This window comes from Streptomyces subrutilus (assembly GCF_001746425.1).
Lineage (GTDB): Bacteria > Actinomycetota > Actinomycetes > Streptomycetales > Streptomycetaceae > Streptomyces > Streptomyces subrutilus_A.
In genome coordinates, this window is the sequence record NZ_MEHK01000001.1 from 5,466,063 (window position 1) to 5,481,573 (window position 15,511).

10 protein-coding genes and 1 riboswitch are annotated in these 15,511 nt (G+C 72.9%); of the genes, 7 read left to right on the forward strand and 3 right to left on the reverse strand.

Features of this window, described 5'->3' with window-relative positions; genetic code table 11:
* Positions 1–38: 38 nt before the first annotated feature.
* Together BGK67_RS25660 and BGK67_RS25665 are read left to right on the forward strand one after the other, a co-directional pair.
* Positions 39–1,190 carry a citrate synthase/methylcitrate synthase gene (locus BGK67_RS25660; protein WP_069922286.1) on the forward strand — a complete coding sequence of 384 codons (1,152 nt, stop codon included), beginning with the start codon at positions 39–41 and terminating at the stop codon, positions 1,188–1,190.
* A 14-nt stretch (positions 1,191–1,204) separates the two neighbouring features.
* Positions 1,205–2,365, forward strand: coding sequence for a CobW family GTP-binding protein (locus BGK67_RS25665; RefSeq protein ID WP_069922287.1), 1,161 nt, complete (start codon positions 1,205–1,207; stop codon positions 2,363–2,365).
* Here BGK67_RS25665 and BGK67_RS25670 read toward each other — a convergent pair.
* Together BGK67_RS25670 and BGK67_RS25675 are read right to left on the reverse strand one after the other, a co-directional pair.
* A complete protein-coding gene (locus tag BGK67_RS25670; protein WP_069922288.1) occupies positions 2,362–4,416 on the reverse strand; it encodes a restriction endonuclease in 2,055 nt (684 codons plus the stop codon). The two genes, BGK67_RS25665 and BGK67_RS25670, sit on opposite strands and share 4 nt — an antisense overlap.
* A 108-nt stretch (positions 4,417–4,524) precedes the next feature.
* Positions 4,525–6,981 carry a DNA gyrase/topoisomerase IV subunit A gene (locus BGK67_RS25675; protein WP_069922289.1) on the reverse strand — a complete coding sequence of 819 codons (2,457 nt, stop codon included), beginning with the start codon at positions 6,979–6,981 and terminating at the stop codon, positions 4,525–4,527.
* A 192-nt stretch (positions 6,982–7,173) separates the two neighbouring features.
* Here BGK67_RS25675 and BGK67_RS25680 point away from each other — a divergent pair, with 192 nt between their 5' ends.
* The 4 genes from BGK67_RS25680 to BGK67_RS25695 all read left to right on the forward strand — a co-directional run bounded on the left by BGK67_RS25680 (position 7,174) and on the right by BGK67_RS25695 (position 11,933).
* A complete protein-coding gene (locus tag BGK67_RS25680; protein WP_069922290.1) occupies positions 7,174–8,523 on the forward strand; it encodes a M16 family metallopeptidase in 1,350 nt (449 codons plus the stop codon).
* 20 nt (positions 8,524–8,543) lie between these two features.
* Positions 8,544–9,911 carry a M16 family metallopeptidase gene (locus tag BGK67_RS25685; protein ID WP_069924105.1) on the forward strand — a complete coding sequence of 456 codons (1,368 nt, stop codon included), beginning with the start codon at positions 8,544–8,546 and terminating at the stop codon, positions 9,909–9,911.
* Between the two features lie 193 nt (positions 9,912–10,104).
* Positions 10,105–10,264, forward strand: a riboswitch (cyclic di-AMP (ydaO/yuaA leader).
* Positions 10,265–10,276: 12 nt separating this feature from the next.
* A complete protein-coding gene (locus BGK67_RS25690) occupies positions 10,277–11,074 on the forward strand; it encodes a M23 family metallopeptidase (RefSeq protein WP_069922291.1) in 798 nt (265 codons plus the stop codon).
* A gap of 181 nt (positions 11,075–11,255) precedes the next feature.
* Positions 11,256–11,933, forward strand: coding sequence for a GntR family transcriptional regulator (locus tag BGK67_RS25695; protein WP_069922292.1), 678 nt, complete (start codon positions 11,256–11,258; stop codon positions 11,931–11,933).
* A 216-nt stretch (positions 11,934–12,149) separates the two neighbouring features.
* On the opposite strand, the gene BGK67_RS25700 is transcribed toward BGK67_RS25695, so the two are convergent.
* Positions 12,150–12,431, reverse strand: coding sequence for an HPr family phosphocarrier protein (locus BGK67_RS25700; protein WP_069922293.1), 282 nt, complete (start codon positions 12,429–12,431; stop codon positions 12,150–12,152).
* A gap of 184 nt (positions 12,432–12,615) precedes the next feature.
* Between BGK67_RS25700 and BGK67_RS25705 the strand changes: the two genes are divergently transcribed.
* Positions 12,616–15,507, forward strand: coding sequence for a bifunctional acetate--CoA ligase family protein/GNAT family N-acetyltransferase (locus BGK67_RS25705; RefSeq protein WP_069922294.1), 2,892 nt, complete (start codon positions 12,616–12,618; stop codon positions 15,505–15,507).
* The last annotated feature ends 4 nt before the right edge of the window (positions 15,508–15,511 follow it).

The following is a 15,511-nucleotide window of genomic DNA, read 5'->3' on the forward strand; positions in this document are numbered from 1 at the left end:
TGTTGACAAGGATTACATCAATCATCGATGGTCGATGCATGAACACCACCACCGCAGTGCCCCGCGGTCTCGCGGGAGTCGTGGTCACCGAGACCGAGCTCGGTGACGTCCGGGGCCTTGAGGGCTTCTACCACTACCGCCAGTTCTCGGCCGTCGAACTGGCCGAGAGCCGCAGCTTCGAGGACGTGTGGCACCTGATGTTCCGCGGCACGCTGCCCGCGGACGCCGCCGGCCGCGCCGCCTTCGCGGCGGAGACCGCCCCGCTGCGCCGGCTGCCCGCCGCGGTACGGGACGCCCTGCCCGCCCTCGCCCGGGCCTCCGCACTCTCCGGACCCCTCGCCGGGCTGCGCACCGCGCTCTCGCTGCTCGGCGCGTCCGCCGGATTCCGCCCGGTCTACGACCTCGGCCCGGACCGCCGGGCCGCCGACGCGCTGGCCGCCTGCGCCGCCGTACCGACCCTGCTCACCGCCCTGTACCGGCTGGGGCAGGGGCTGGAGCCGGTGGAGCCGCGCGACGACCTCCCCTACGCCGCCAACTACCTGTACATGCTGACCGGGCAGGAGCCCGACCCGGTCAAGGCCCGCGCGATAGAGCGGTACCTCATCTCCACCGTCGACCACGGCTTCAACGCCTCCACCTTCACCGCCCGGGTCATCGCCTCCACCGGCGCCGACGTCGCGGCCTGCCTGACCGGCGCGATCGGGGCGCTCTCCGGCCCGCTGCACGGCGGCGCCCCGAGCCGGGCCCTGGACACGCTGGACGCCATCGGCACCGCGGACCGGATCGGCCCGTGGATCCGCGAGCGGGTCCTGGCGGGGGAGCGGATCATGGGCTTCGGGCACCCCGTCTACCGCACCGAGGACCCGCGCTCGCGCATGCTGCGGGACATCGCCCGCGGGTTCGGCGGCCCCCTGGTGGACTTCGCCGTCGAGGTCGAGCGCCAGGTCGAGGAGATCCTCGCCGAACTGAAGCCGGGCCGGGAGCTGCACACCAACGTGGAGTTCTACGCGGGCGTGGTCATGGAGCTGTGCGGGCTCCCGCGCGAGATGTTCACCCCGACCTTCTGCGCGGCCCGCGTGGTGGGCTGGAGCGCGAACATCCTGGAACAGGCCGCCGACTCGAAGATCATCCGTCCGGCCGCCCGGTACACCGGCCCCACCCCGCCGCAGCCGGTGCCGGCGCTGGGCTGACTACGATCGACCGGGTGAACAGCAGGCAGCCCATCCCCGTCGTCGTCCTCGCCGGATTCCTCGGATCCGGCAAGACCACAGTGCTCAACCACCTCCTCGCCCACCGCGCCGGCACCCGGATCGGGGTCGTCGTCAACGACTTCGGGTCGATCGAGATCGACGCCATGTCGGTGGCCGGCCAGGTCGGCGACTCCATGGTCTCCCTCGGCGGCGGCTGCCTGTGCTGCGCCGTCGACGGCAGCGAGCTCGACGCGTACCTGGAGAAGCTCGCCGCGCCCGAGCACCGCATCGACGTGATCGTCATCGAGGCGAGCGGCCTGGCCGAGCCCCAGGAAATGATCCGGATGCTCGTGGCCAGCGAGAATCCCGCCATCCGCTACGGCGGGATGGTGGAGGTCGTGGACGCGGCGGAGTTCGACGCGACCCGGTCCCGGCATCCGGAGACCGACCGGCACCTCGCCGTCGCGGACCTGGTCGTCCTCAACAAGACCGACCGCGTGGACGCTGACGAACGGGCCCGGATCGAAGGCCTGCTGGCCACCCTGTGCGCCCCGGGCATCCCGGTCGTCGGCGCCGACCACGGGCGGATCGACCCCGAGCTGCTCTTCGACCGGCGGCCGTGGACCGAGACCCGCGGACAGCTCTCCTTCGAGGACCTGCTCGCGGAGGCCGAGGACCACGGCCACGACCACAGCGCCCACGCCCACGCGGCGTACGAGAGCGTCGAGTTCGCCTCCGAGCAGGCCCTCTCGCCGCGCCGGTTCATCGACTTCCTCGACCGCCGCCCCGCCGGGCTGTACCGGATCAAGGGCTTCGTCCACTTCGGCGTCCCCGGGCACGACGAGAAGTACGAGGTCCACGCGGTCGGCCGGTTCCTGCGTTTCTCCCCGCAGCCCTGGGGTCGGGGCGAGCCCCGGAGCTCGCAGCTGGTCCTGATCGGCTCCGGCACCGACGGCCCGGGCCTGCTGCGCGAGCTCGGGGCCTGCCGCGAGGAGGCGCCGCACGAGCTCGGCCCCGAGAGCATGTGGGGGGTGCTGCGGTACGTGGCCCAGCCGGCGCGGCCCGCGCGGCCGGAGGCCGAAACCGCCGACGCCGAGGCCGACGCCCCGACCCGGGCCGAGCCTGCGCCCGAGCCGGACGCCGAGTACGAGTACGGGTACGAGCCCGAGGTCTAAGCCACGTCGACCCCGTACTCGCGCAGCAGGTCCTCCAGCCCGCCCCGGTAGCCCTTGCCGCCGATCACGAAGTCCCAGTCGCCGTTGGCCCGGCGGCGGAAGGAGCCGAGGACGAGCGCGGTCTCGCCGGCCCGGCCGTCGGAGACCTCCAGCTGTCCGGCCTCCGCGCCCGCCGCGTCGAGGAGCCGGATCCGGGCGTCGGTGAAACCGGCCAGGTCGGCGTGCGGATCGGCCTCCGGGTCGATCGCGGCCACCAGGACCAGCCGGTCGGCCTCCCGGGGCAGGGCCTCGAAGGTGACCTCCAGCGCGGCCTTGTCGGGCGCCGTGTGGGCGCGGGTGCGCACCGAACCGTCCGGCGTCCCCGGGTTGTTGAAGAAGACGAAGTGGTCCTCGCTCAGCACCCGGCGGCCCGTGCAGACCAGCGCGCACACGTCGAGCGCGACCGCACCCGACCAGGACATGCCGAGCACGTTGTGGTCCGGGGACGGGTCGGGCTCCGGGGCGCGCTGCGCGGGGATGCCCGCGGGACCGCCGCCGAGGCGGCCGCGCAGCCCGTACTGGTGCAGCAGCTCCACGAGCTTGTCGCCGGGAACCAGTTCCAGCGGCTTGCCGTTGGCGAAGGTGTACGACCCCGGCCCGAAGGACGCGGTGGTGACCAGCACCCCCTTGTTCGCCCCCTTGTCCTGGACCGTGCCGTACAGGTCCCGCACCGCCGTGGGGGACACCGTGTTCCGGTAGCGCTTGACCTGCACCACGATCCGTCCGCCCGTGATCGGGGAGGGGTCGTTCGCCTCGATGTCCACTCCGCCGTCGCCCGACCGCTGGGTGGTCAGCGCCTCCATGCCCATCGCCCGGAAGAGTTCGGCCACCAGGTTCTCGAAGGCGATCGGGTCCATCTCGAACAGGTCGGGCTCATCCTGCCCGTCGCCCGCGTGCCCGCCGTGGCTGACGACCCCGCCGCCGACCTCGTCCGGCCTGCGCCCGGGGCGTACCGCGGTCAGCTGGTCGGGTCGCGCCGACAGCTGTCCGCGCAAGCCCTCCACGAGGCAGTCCACCGCGCTGACCTGCTCCAGCCGCAGCCCCTCGAAGGCGGACCGGGCCGCCGACACCGTGGCGAGCACGAGCTGTGCCTCCCGGCCCGTCACCGGATCGTGGGCGTCCACGAAGCCGTTGACGACCACGGAGTCCAGGACGCCGAACTCGTCCGCCGCGTACAGCTCGTGCACCACCAGCAGGACGCACTGCGCCAGCAAGTCCCGGTACAGGGCCCGCCGCCGGCCGACCGGGCGGGCCGTCTCCTTGTCCTGGCCGGTGCTCTGCACGTACCGCACCGACTTGGCTTCGGGCACCACCGCGTACCCCGGCAGCTCCCAGTCCAGCACCAGCTGGCGGGCCCCCGGGTCGTACGCGGCCGCCACCTGCCTCGGCAACTGCTCGGGCCAGGCCGTGGAGGCGTACAGGGCGGCCGAGAAGTACTGCACCACGACATCGGCGTCGCCCGCCCGTAGCGCCCCGGCCAGGGCGGTGAGGCCGGAGTTGTGCGCGCGGATCCCGGCCAGCTGGTCCGCCGCCCAGCGGTCGTACTGCTGCCGGTACGCCGCCAGCTGCTGCTGCCGCTGCGCCTCCGCGGCGTGCGCGGCCTGCCAGGCCTGCGTGTAGCGGGCATGGGCCTCGCGCTCGGCCTGCGCCCGCCGGTTCGAGCCGAGCGTCCAGCCCGAGCTCTGCTGCTGGAACTGGTGCAGCTGCGGCATCGGCACGGGATGCGCCAGCGTGCCCGGGGCGAAGGGTTCGAGCTGCTCGGACCGGACCAGCCCGGCCATCCGGAACGCCGGTGCCCGGCATCCCGCGGCCAGCAGGCCCTGCAGGGCGGCGACTTCGGCCTCGATCCGCTCCGTACGCCGCCGGGCCTCGGCCTCGCGGTACTGCCGGTCCGCGGCCCGCTGCTCCCGCAGCCGCCGCTCGGCCTGCCCCTGCTGGATCTGCTGCGTCTGCTGCATCCGGCGCTGGGCCTCCGCCCAGTCCCCGATCACTCCGCCCGCGCGACGACTCATCAGCTCTGTTCTCCCCGCCCCACCGCCAGTGCCAAGAGGGAAGACACTAGTCGCCCTTCGGGTGGTACGTCCCCTGCTGGGCGCACCACCCGTGGGACGGCCTCCGTCCTACAGCGCGCCCCCGGCCAGCGCCGCCACGGTGGCGGGCAGCGCCGTCCCCGAGCCGTCGCGGCGCGGGTCCACGGCCGGCAGCGCGGCCGGTGTGCCGTTCGCCGCGGCCGCCCGGACCGGCGCGTTGCCCGCCCAGGCCAGCACCAGTACGTCCTCGCCCTTGAGGAACCGCTGGCAGCGCACGCCGCCCGTGGCGCGGCCCTTGCGCGGGTACTGGTCGAAGGGGGTCAGCTTGCCGGACAGCACCGAGTCGTCCAGGGTCCCGTGCGAGCCCGCGACGGTGAACACCATCGCGTCCCGGGCCGGGTCCACGGCGGAGAAGTGGATCACCTTGGCGTTCTCCGCGAGCTTGATGCCCGCCATACCGCCCGCCGGGCGGCCCTGCGGGCGCACCTGCGAGGCGGGGTAGCGCAGCAGCTGGGCGTCGTCGGTGAGGAAGACCAGGTCCTCCTCGCCCGTGCGCAGCTCGACCGCGCCGACGATCCGGTCGCCCTCCTTGAGGGTGATGACCTCCAGCTCTTCCTTGTTGGACGGGTAGTCCGGCACGACCCGCTTGACCACGCCCTGCTCGGTGCCCAGCGCCAGGCCCTGCGAGGACTCGTCCAGCGAGGTCAGGCAGACCAGCTTCTCGTCCGCCTCCAGCCCGGAGAGGAACTCCGAGACCGGGGCGCCGCCGGCGAGGTTCGGCGCGGCGTGGGTGTCCGGCAGCTGCGGCAGGTCGATCACCGACAGCCGCAGCAGCCGCCCGTACGAGGTGACCGCGCCCACGTCGGCGCGGGCGGTCGCCGCGACCTGCGAGACGATCAGGTCGTGCTTGGCCCGGGCGCCGCCCTCCTCCTCCGGCAGCGCCTCGCCGGTCACCGTGCGTGCCAGCAGGCCCGTGGAGGACAGCAGCACGCGGCAGGGGTCGTCCGCGACCTCCAGCGGGACCGCCCCGACCGCGGCGGCGGCCGACTCCAGCAGGACCGTGCGGCGCTCGGTGCCGAACTTCTTGGCGACCGCGGCCAGTTCCGAGGAGACCAGCTTGCGCAGCTCGCTGTCGGAGTCCAGGATCCCGGTCAGCTCGTCGATCTCGCCCGTCAGCCGGTCGCGCTCGGACTCCAGCTCGATCCGGTCGAAGCGGGTGAGCCGGCGCAGCGGGGTGTCCAGGATGTACTGGGTCTGGATCTCGCTGAGCGAGAAGCGCTCGATGAGGCGCTCCTTCGCCTGCGCCGAGTTGTCGCTGTCCCGGATGAGCCGGATGACCTCGTCGATGTCGAGCAGCGCCACCAGCAGGCCCTCGACCAGGTGCAGGCGGTCGCGCCGCTTGCCGCGGCGGAACTCGCTGCGCCGCCGGACGACCTCGAAGCGGTGGTCGAGGTAGACCTCCAGCAGCTCCTTGAGGCCGAGCGTGAGCGGCTGCCCGTCCACCAGCGCCACGTTGTTGATGCCGAAGGACTCCTCCATCGGCGTCAGCTTGTAGAGCTGCTCGAGCACGGCCTCCGGGTGGAAGCCGTTCTTGATCTCGATGACCAGGCGCAGGCCGTGCGAGCGGTCGGTGAGGTCCTTGACGTCCGCGATGCCCTGGAGCTTCTTCGAGCCGACCAGGTCCTTGATCTTCGCGATGACCTTCTCGGGGCCGACCGTGAAGGGCAGCTCCGTGACGACCAGGCCCTTGCGGCGCGCCGTCACGTTCTCCACCGCCACCGTCGCGCGGATCTTGAAGGTGCCGCGGCCGTTCTCGTACGCGTCCTTGATCCCCGACAGCCCGACGATCCGGCCGCCCGTGGGCAGGTCGGGACCCGGGACGAAGCGCATCAGCGCCTCCAGGTCCGCGTGCGGGTAGCGGATCAAGTGGCGGGCGGCCGCGATGACCTCGCCGAGGTTGTGCGGGGGCATGTTGGTGGCCATGCCGACCGCGATCCCGGACGCGCCGTTGACCAGCAGGTTCGGGTAGGCGGCGGGCAGGGCGACCGGCTCCCGCTCCTGGCCGTCGTAGTTGGCGGTGAAGTCGACGGTGTCCTCGTCGATCGACTCCGTCATCAGTGACGTGGCGTCGGCCATCTTGCACTCGGTGTAACGCATCGCGGCCGGCGGGTCGTCGTTGCCGAGCGAACCGAAGTTGCCGTGGCCGTCGACCAGCGGCAGCCGCATCGAGAAGGGCTGGGCCATGCGGACGAGGGCGTCGTAGATCGACGCGTCGCCGTGCGGGTGGAGCTTGCCCATGACCTCGCCGACGACGCGGGCGCACTTGACGTAGCCGCGGTCGGGGCGCAGACCCATCTCGTTCATCTGGTACACGATGCGGCGGTGCACCGGCTTCATGCCGTCGCGGGCATCGGGCAGGGCACGGGAGTAGATCACCGAGTACGCGTACTCGAGGAAGGAGCCCTGCATTTCGTCGACGACGTCGATGTCGAGGATCTTCTCCTCGAAATCCTCCGGCGGCGGGGTCTTCGTGCTGCGGCGGGCCATCGCTGCGCGGCTCCTTAACCAAGAATGGGTGTGCTGGGGGTCTGACGCGGACCATTGTGGCCCGAGGCACCGACAACCCGGACTCCGACCCCAGGGGGTGACCCGGGAACTTATCCGGTCGCCGTCGCGCTTGCATACAGTGGCAGGTCTGACGGAAATCTCTGCATCGCGTATCGAAGGGACCACATGCCCATGGGTCACACGGCCACAGCCCAGGCCGGCTCCGGCGGCCTGACAGCGACCGAGCACCGGCTGGCCAACGGCCTGCGCGTGGTGCTGTCCGAGGACCACCTGACCCCGGTCGCCGCGGTCTGCCTCTGGTACGACGTCGGCTCGCGTCACGAAGTCAAGGGGCGTACCGGCCTGGCTCACCTCTTCGAGCACCTCATGTTCCAGGGCTCGGCGAACGTACCGGGCAACGGGCACTTCGAGCTGGTCCAGGGCGCCGGAGGATCCCTCAACGGCACCACCAGCTTCGAACGCACCAACTACTTCGAGACGATGCCGACCCACCAGCTGGAGCTCGCCCTGTGGCTGGAGGCGGACCGGATGGGCTCGCTGCTGGCCGCCCTGGACGAGGAGTCCATGGAGAACCAGCGCGACGTCGTCAAGAACGAGCGCCGCCAGCGGTACGACAACGTCCCCTACGGCACCGCCTTCGAGCGGCTGACCGCCCTCGCCTACCCCGAGGGCCACCCGTACCACCACACGCCGATCGGCTCCATGGCCGATCTGGACGCCGCCTCCCTCGAGGACGCGCGCGCCTTCTTCCGCACGTACTACGCGCCCAACAACGCGGTCCTGTCGATCGTCGGCGACATCGACCCGGAGCGCACCCTCGCGTGGGTGGAGAAGTACTTCGGCACCATCCCGTCGCACGACGGCAAGCAGCCGCCGCGCGACGGTTCGCTGCCCGAGGTCATCGGCCGCGAACTGCGCGAGGAGATCGTCGAGGAGGTCCCGGCGCGTGCGCTGATGGCCGCCTACCGGCTCCCGCACGACGGCACCCGCGAGTGCGACGCCGCCGACGTGGCGCTGACCGTCCTGGGCGGCGGCGAGTCCTCGCGGCTCCACAACCGCCTGGTACGCCGCGACCAGACGGCCGTCGCCGCGGGTTTCGGCCTGCTGCGCCTGGCCGGAGCGCCCTCGCTGGGCTGGCTGGACGTCAAGACCTCCGGCGGGGTAGAGGTCCCCGCCATCGAGGCGGCCGTGGACGAGGAGCTCGCGCGGTTCGCCGCCGAGGGCCCGACGGCCGAGGAGATGGAGCGCGCCCAGGCGCAGCTGGAACGCGAGTGGCTGGACCGGCTGAGCACGGTCGCGGGCCGGGCCGACGAACTGTGCCGGTTCGCGGTGCTCTTCGGCGACCCGCAGCTCGCCCTGACCGCCGTCCAGCGGGTCTTGTCCGTGACCGCCGAGGAAGTGCAGGCGGTGGCCGCGGCGCGGCTGCGCCCGGACAACCGCGCGGTGCTGGTCTACGAGCCGCTGGCCGGCTCCGACGAGTCCGCCGAGAACGACGACGAGAACGAGGGGGCGGAGCAGTGAGCGACACCGCAGCCGTCACGATGACCTTCCACCCGCGCCCGCAGGCCGGCGAGCCGCAGCCGTGGGCCTTCCCGGCCCCCGACCGCTCGGTGCTGTCCAACGGCCTGACCCTGCTGCGCTGCCACCGCCCGGGCCAGCAGGTGATCGCGGTCGAGGTCAACCTCGCCGCCCCGCTGGACGCCGAGCCCGAGGGCCTGGACGGCGTGGCGACCATCATGGCCCGCGCCCTGTCCGAGGGCACCGACAAGCACTCCGCCGAGGAGTTCGCCGCCGAGCTGGAGCGCTGCGGCGCCACCCTCGACGCGCACGCCGACCACCCGGGCCTGCGGGTCTCCCTGGAGGTCCCCGCCTCCCGGCTGCCCAAGGCGCTCGGCCTGCTCGCCGAGGCCCTGCGCGCCCCGGCCTTCGCCGACGCCGAGGTCGACCGGCTGGTGCGCAACCGGCTCGACGAGATCCCGCACGAGCTGGCCAACCCGCAGCGCCGCGCCGCCAAGCAGCTCTCCAAGGAGCTGTTCCCGGCGAGCCTGCGCATGTCCCGCCCGCGCCAGGGCACCGAGGAGACCGTCGCCCGGATCGACTCCGCGGCCGTACGCGCCTTCTACGAGGCCCACGTACGCCCCGCCACGGCCACCGCGGTGGTCGTCGGCGACCTGACCGGCATCGACCTGGACGAGGTCCTCGCCGACACCCTGGGCGCCTGGACGGGCAACTCCGCCGAGCCCCTCCCGGTGCCGCCGGTGACCGCCGACGACACCGGCCGCGTGGTCATCGTGGACCGGCCCGGCGCGGTCCAGACCCAGCTGCTCATCGGCCGGATCGGGCCGGACCGGCACGACCGGGTCTGGGCGGCCCAGGTGCTCGGCACGTACTGCCTGGGCGGCACCCTGACGTCCCGCCTGGACAAGGTGCTGCGCGAGGAGAAGGGGTACACGTACGGCGTGCGGGCCTTCGGCCAGGTGCTGCGCTCCACCGCGGACGGCCGGGGCGCCTCGATGCTCGCCATCAGCGGCTCGGTGGACACCCCGAACACGGCCCCGGCGCTGGAGGACCTCTGGAAGGTGCTGCGCACCCTCGCCGAGGGCGGCCTGACCGACACCGAACGGGACGTGGCGGTGCAGAACTTGGTGGGTGTGGCCCCACTCAAGTTCGAGACGGCGGCCTCGGTCGCGGGCACCCTGGCCGACCAGGTCGAGCAGGAGCTGCCGGACGACTACCAGGCGCAGCTGTACGCCCGGCTAGCGGAGACCGGCACCGTGGAGGCGACGTCGGCCGTCGTGAACGCCTTCCCCGCGGACCGGCTGGTCACCGTGCTGGTGGGTGACGCGGCGCAGATCGAGGAGCCGGTGCGGGCCTTGGGGATCGGCGCCGTGAGCGTCGTCACCAACTGACCCCAACGGCGGTACGACAAGGGCCTCCGGCGGACATGTCCGCCGGGGGCCCTTTTGTCCGTTTAGTGGGGAGGTTGCTTTTATGTGGTGTGGCGTACGCAACAAAAAGGCGCGTCTGTTTGGCGATTGACTGATGATCCGCCTAGCGTCACCTGTGCTGTCCGTCAGTTGTACCCGCCGCACCCGCGGCACCGGGCAGCGATCGCCGAGTCCCCGTCAGGCGCGAGCCTGGGGAGCCGGGGACCCACATGAGTCCCTGGGGTGAATCGGACCGCCTCGCAAGAGGAGGCCCGTAGGAGACCTTCCTGCTCCGAACCCGTCAGCTAACCCGGTAGGCGAGAGGGAAGGAAAGGATCAGCCCCTTCATGGCGTTTGGCAGTCGTGCCGCCGGCAAGCACCGCGGTTCCAGCCGTCTGAGCCGCAAGACCGCCGGCTATGCCGGCATAGCCGCCCTCGCCACCACTGGTGTCGTCGGCTCCCTCGCCGCTCCGGCTTTCGCCGCGGACAACAGCAACAACCACTCCGCCCCGGACAACGCGCTCGGCGCGGTCGTCGTCTCCGAGGACCTCGCGGGTGACATCGAGGACCAGGCCGCCTCCCAGCAGCGCGCCGCCGAGCACGCCGCCGCCAAGGCGCAGGCCGAGGCCGACGCCAAGCAGCGGGCCGCCGAGGCCAAGCGCCTCGCCGAGGCCAAGGCGAAGGCCGAGCGCGAGGCCGCCGAGCGCGCCGCCCGCGAGGAGGAGCGCAAGCGCCTCAACACCTTCGTCTCCCCGCTCGACGGCTCGTACGTCAGCACGCAGTACAAGGCGGGCGGCGGCATGTGGTCCTCCGGCAGCCACACCGGCATCGACTTCCACGCCGCCTCCGGCAGCACCGTGCGCGCGGTGGGCGTCGGCGTCGTGGTCGAGGCCGGCTGGGGCGGCGCGTACGGCAACAACGTCGTGATCAAGCACAACGACGGTACGTACACCCAGTACGGGCACCTGTCCTCGCTGAGCGTCTCCGTCGGCCAGCAGGTCGCCCCCGGCCAGCAGATCGGCCTCTCGGGCTCCACGGGCAACTCCAGCGGCCCGCACCTGCACTTCGAGGCCCGCACCGGTGCCGACTACGGTTCGGACATCGACCCGATCGCCTACCTGCGCTCGCACGGCGTCAGCCTCTGATCCGTACCCCCCGCTTCACCGAAGGCCCCGGCTCCCCGAGCCGGGGCCTTCGTGCTGCTCTGCCGGATACATGTTTGTCATTTCCGGGCGCTCTCGGAAATCATCGTGTGTTGCAATAGAGTCGCAGTATGCGTGGCAGTTCGGTGGCAATCGATGAATCGGAAATAGCGGAGGTCCGGCCTTGCGTATTCCCGCGCACGCGGTATCCACAGCGATCCGCGACGACATCGTCTCCGGGGTCTTCGAGCCGGGCGGCAGGCTGACCGAAGAGGTGCTGGCCCGCCGGTACGGGGTCTCGCGGGTCCCCGTGCGCGAGGCGCTGCGGACCCTGGAGTCCGAGGGCTTCGTGACCACGCGGCGGCACGCGGGCGCCTGTGTGGCCGAGCCGACCGAGCAGGAGGCCGCCGACCTCCTCGAGCTGCGGATGCTGCTGGAGCCCCTGGCGGCGGCCCGGGCCGCCCGGCGGCGCACCGAGGCCCACCTCAAGGTGTTGCGCGGGCTGGTCAGGTTGGGCCAGGAGCGGGCCAGGCGGGGCCAGGGCGAGGATCTGCGCTCGCTCGGCGGCTGGTTCCACGAGACCCTCGCGCAGGCCTCCGGGAGCCCGGGCCTGATCGCGCTGCTGACGCAGATGCGGCACAAGCTGGCGTGGATGTACGTGGTGGAGGCGCCGGCGCGGCCGGTGGAGTCCTGGGCGGAGCACGGGGCGGTCGTGGACGCGGTGGCGCGGGGGGACGCGGAGCGGGCGCGGACGCTGGCCGCCCTGCACGCCGACCGGGCGGCGGGCGCGCACCGGCCGCGGGTGCGGGCGGCCGTGAGCACTTCGCAACCTGCCGTAAACATGTCGAGCGGCCGTCATTAACAGGAGCCGTATACAAAGGAGCGGTATTCGCGCCGCTGCCGGAATTCCGGGTGGCGTGAATTCGGTGCGCCTAATTCCGGCCGAGTCGCATTCTGCTGCGTGAACGCGAAAGCCGCGGCCCCCCGATGGCGGGGCCGCGGCTTTCACGTGCGGACCGGGCGGACCGTGTGGGCCGTTTCCGGTCGGGCGGGGCGACGGGGTGTCGAACCCGAAGGGTCAGACGGTCTCGGGGAGTTCCTCGAGGCCCTCGGCGACCAGCTTCGCGAGGCGGTCGAGTGCCGCCTCGGCGCCGTCGGCGTCGGACGCGAGGACGATCTCCTCGCCGCCCTGGGCGCCGAGGCCCAGAACCGCCAGCATGGAAGCGGCGTTGACGGGGTCGCCGCCGGCCTTGGCGATGGTCACCGGGACGCCGGAAGCGGTCGTCGCACGGACGAAGATCGAGGCGGGACGAGCGTGCAGGCCCTCGGCCCAGCCGACGTTGACGCGGCGCTCTGCCATGGTGATGCCCTTCAGGTTCTTACGGTTGTCTAGACCAGTCTCTCACGACGCCCGGAATGCTCGGTCCGACCTTCGGCCCCGATCCCCTGCCGTTCGACCGTCCCCAGCTTGCACCGTTTTGCCCTAGTGTGCCTGATGCGCCGCGCGCACGCTGCCAGGTGGTTTCCGGCCGTAAGGTAGGCCCATGACCACCGAGTCGGACCCCTCGTACCCGGCCCACTGGGAGGCGGACGTCGTCCTGCGCGACGGCGGCACCGCCCGGATCAGGCCGATCACCCCCGACGACGCCGGCCGGCTGGTCAGCTTCTACGAGCAGGTCTCCGACGAGTCGAAGTACTACCGCTTCTTCGCCCCCTACCCCCGCCTCTCCGACCGGGACGTGCACCGCTTCACGCACCACGACTACGTCGACCGGGTCGGCCTCGCGGCGACCATCGGCGGGGAGTTCATCGGCACCGTCCGCTACGACCGCATCGGCGCCGACGGCCGGGCCGCCTCCGGCCCCGCCGACGAGGCCGAGGTCGCCTTCCTGGTCCAGGACGCCCACCAGGGCCGCGGGGTGGCCTCCGCCCTCCTCGAACACATCGGCGCGGTGGCCCGGGAGCGGGGCATCCGCCGGTTCGCCGCCGAGGTACTGCCCGCCAACACCAAAATGATCAAGGTGTTCACGGACGTCGGCTACCAGCAGAAGCGCAGCTTCGAGGACGGCTCCGTCCACCTCACCCTCGACCTCGAACCCACCGCCGAATCCCTCGCCGTGCAGCGCGCCCGCGAACAGCGCGCCGAGGCCCGCTCGGTACAGCGGCTGCTCGCACCCGGCGCGGTCGCGGTGATCGGAGTCAGCCGCTCCGGCGGGGGCGTCGGCGCCGCCGCCCTGCGCACCCTGCGCGACAGCGGCTTCCACGGCCACCTCTACGCGGTCAACGAGGAGGTCACCCTCGACCTGCTCGAGGGCGTACGGGCCTACCGCACCGTCGACGCCATCGGCGCCCCCGTCGACCTCGCGGTGATCGCCGTCCCGGCCGACCGGGTCCCCGAGGCAGTGGCGGCCTGCGGCGACCACGGCGTCCAGGGGCTCGTGGTGCTGTCCGCCGGATACGGGGAGAGCGGCCCGGCCGGACTCGCCCGCCAGCGCGAACTCGTGAAGCAGGTGCGCTCGTACGGGATGCGCCTGATCGGGCCCAACGCCTTCGGGGTGATCAACACCGCGCCGGAGGTGGAACTCAACGCCTCGCTGACGCCCGCCCCGATGCCGATGCGCGGCCGGACGGGCCTGTTCACGCAGTCCGGGGCGATCGGCATCGCCCTGCTCTCCGCCCTGCTGCGCCGCGGCGAGGGACTGTCCTCCTTCGTCTCCGCCGGGAACCGCGCCGACGTCTCCGGCAACGACATCCTCCAGTACTGGTACGACGACGAGGCGACCGACGTCGCCCTGCTCTACCTGGAAACCCTCGGCAACCCGCGCAAGTTCACCCGCCTCGCCCGCCGCACGGCGGCCGTCAAGCCGGTGGTCGTCGCCAAGGGCGGCCGCCACACCCCCGCCGGACACGTGGTCCCGGGCACCCGGCTGCCCGAGGCCACCGTGTCCGCCCTGCTGCGGCAGGCGGGCGTGATCCGGGTCGACACGGTGACGGAGCTGGTGGACGCCGGACTGCTGCTGGCCTCGCAGCCGCTGCCCGCCGGACCGCGCGTCGCGATCCTCGGGAACTCCGAGTCCCTCGGGGTCCTCACCTACGACGCCTGCCTGACCCAGGGCCTGCGGCCGCTGGCGCCGCTCGACCTGACCACCGCGGCCTCGCCCGAGGACTTCCGTACGGCGCTGGCCGCGGCGCTGGCCTCCGACGCCAACGACGCCGTCGTCGTCACCGCGATCCCGTGGGTGAACGAGCAGGCTCCGGCGGACGACCTGGCCCACGCGCTGCGCTCCGCGGTGGCCGGGCATCCCGGCAAGCCGGTGGCCGTCGTCCACGTGGAACTCGTCGCACTGGCCGAGGCCCTGGCCGCTCCGCCGGGCCCCCGGGATTCCGCGCCGGACCCCGCTGCTCACACGCCGGACCCCGCTCCTCACACGCCGGACATGCCGGGCGGGCCGAAGCCGAACACGCTGGGCGGGCCGAACGCGCCGGGCGGGCCGAAGCCGCCGCCGCGCGGCGCCCCGGCCCCGTCGGCTCTCGGGGCCCCGGGCCGGGCAGGGCCCGGCCCCGGCAGCCGGATCCCGAGCTATCCCGCCGCCGAGCGGGCCGTCAAGGCGCTCGCCGAGGCCGTCCGGTACGGGCAGTGGCGGCGGGCCAACGCCGAGGCCGGGCACGTGCCCGAGTACGAGGACATCGACGAGCCCGGGGCCGCCGCCCAGCTGGCCGCCCTGCTGGCCGACGTCGACGGCGGAGCCGTGCTCACCCTGGCCGAGTGGGACGCGCGCGAGCTGCTCGGGCGGTACGGGATCCGCGTCCTGCCCGCCCTGCCCGCGCCCAGCCCGGACGCAGCGGTCCGGGCCGCCGGGATCCTCGGCTACCCGGTCGCCCTCAAGACCACCGCCCCCCACCTGCGCCACCGGGCGGACCTGGGCGGCGTACGGCTCGACCTCAGGAACGAGGCCGAGCTGAGACGCTCGTACGAGGACCTCACCGCGCTGCTCGGGAAGCCGGCGGAGCTCCAGCCGGTGGTGCAGTCGATGGTGCCGCGCGGGGTCGACACGGTCGTCCGCTCCGTCATCGACCCGGCGGCCGGCGCCGTCCTCTCCTTCGGGCTCGCCGGCGTCCCCTCCGAGCTGCTCGGGGACACCGCCCACCGCCTGGTCCCGGCCACCGACCGGGACGCGGCCGGGCTGATCCGGTCCATCCGCGCCGCGCCCCTCCTCTTCGGCTGGCGCGGCAGCGACCCCGTCGACACGGCCGCCCTGGAGGAGCTGCTCCTGCGGCTGTCCCGGCTCGTGGACGACCACCCCGAGGTGATCGGGGTCTCGCTGGAGCCGGTGGTCGTCGCCACCGAGGGGCTCTCCGTGCTCAGCGCGACCGTCCGCGTCGCGCACCCGCCCGCCCGCGGTGATCTCGGCCCGCGGACCCTCCCCAGTTACTGAGCGG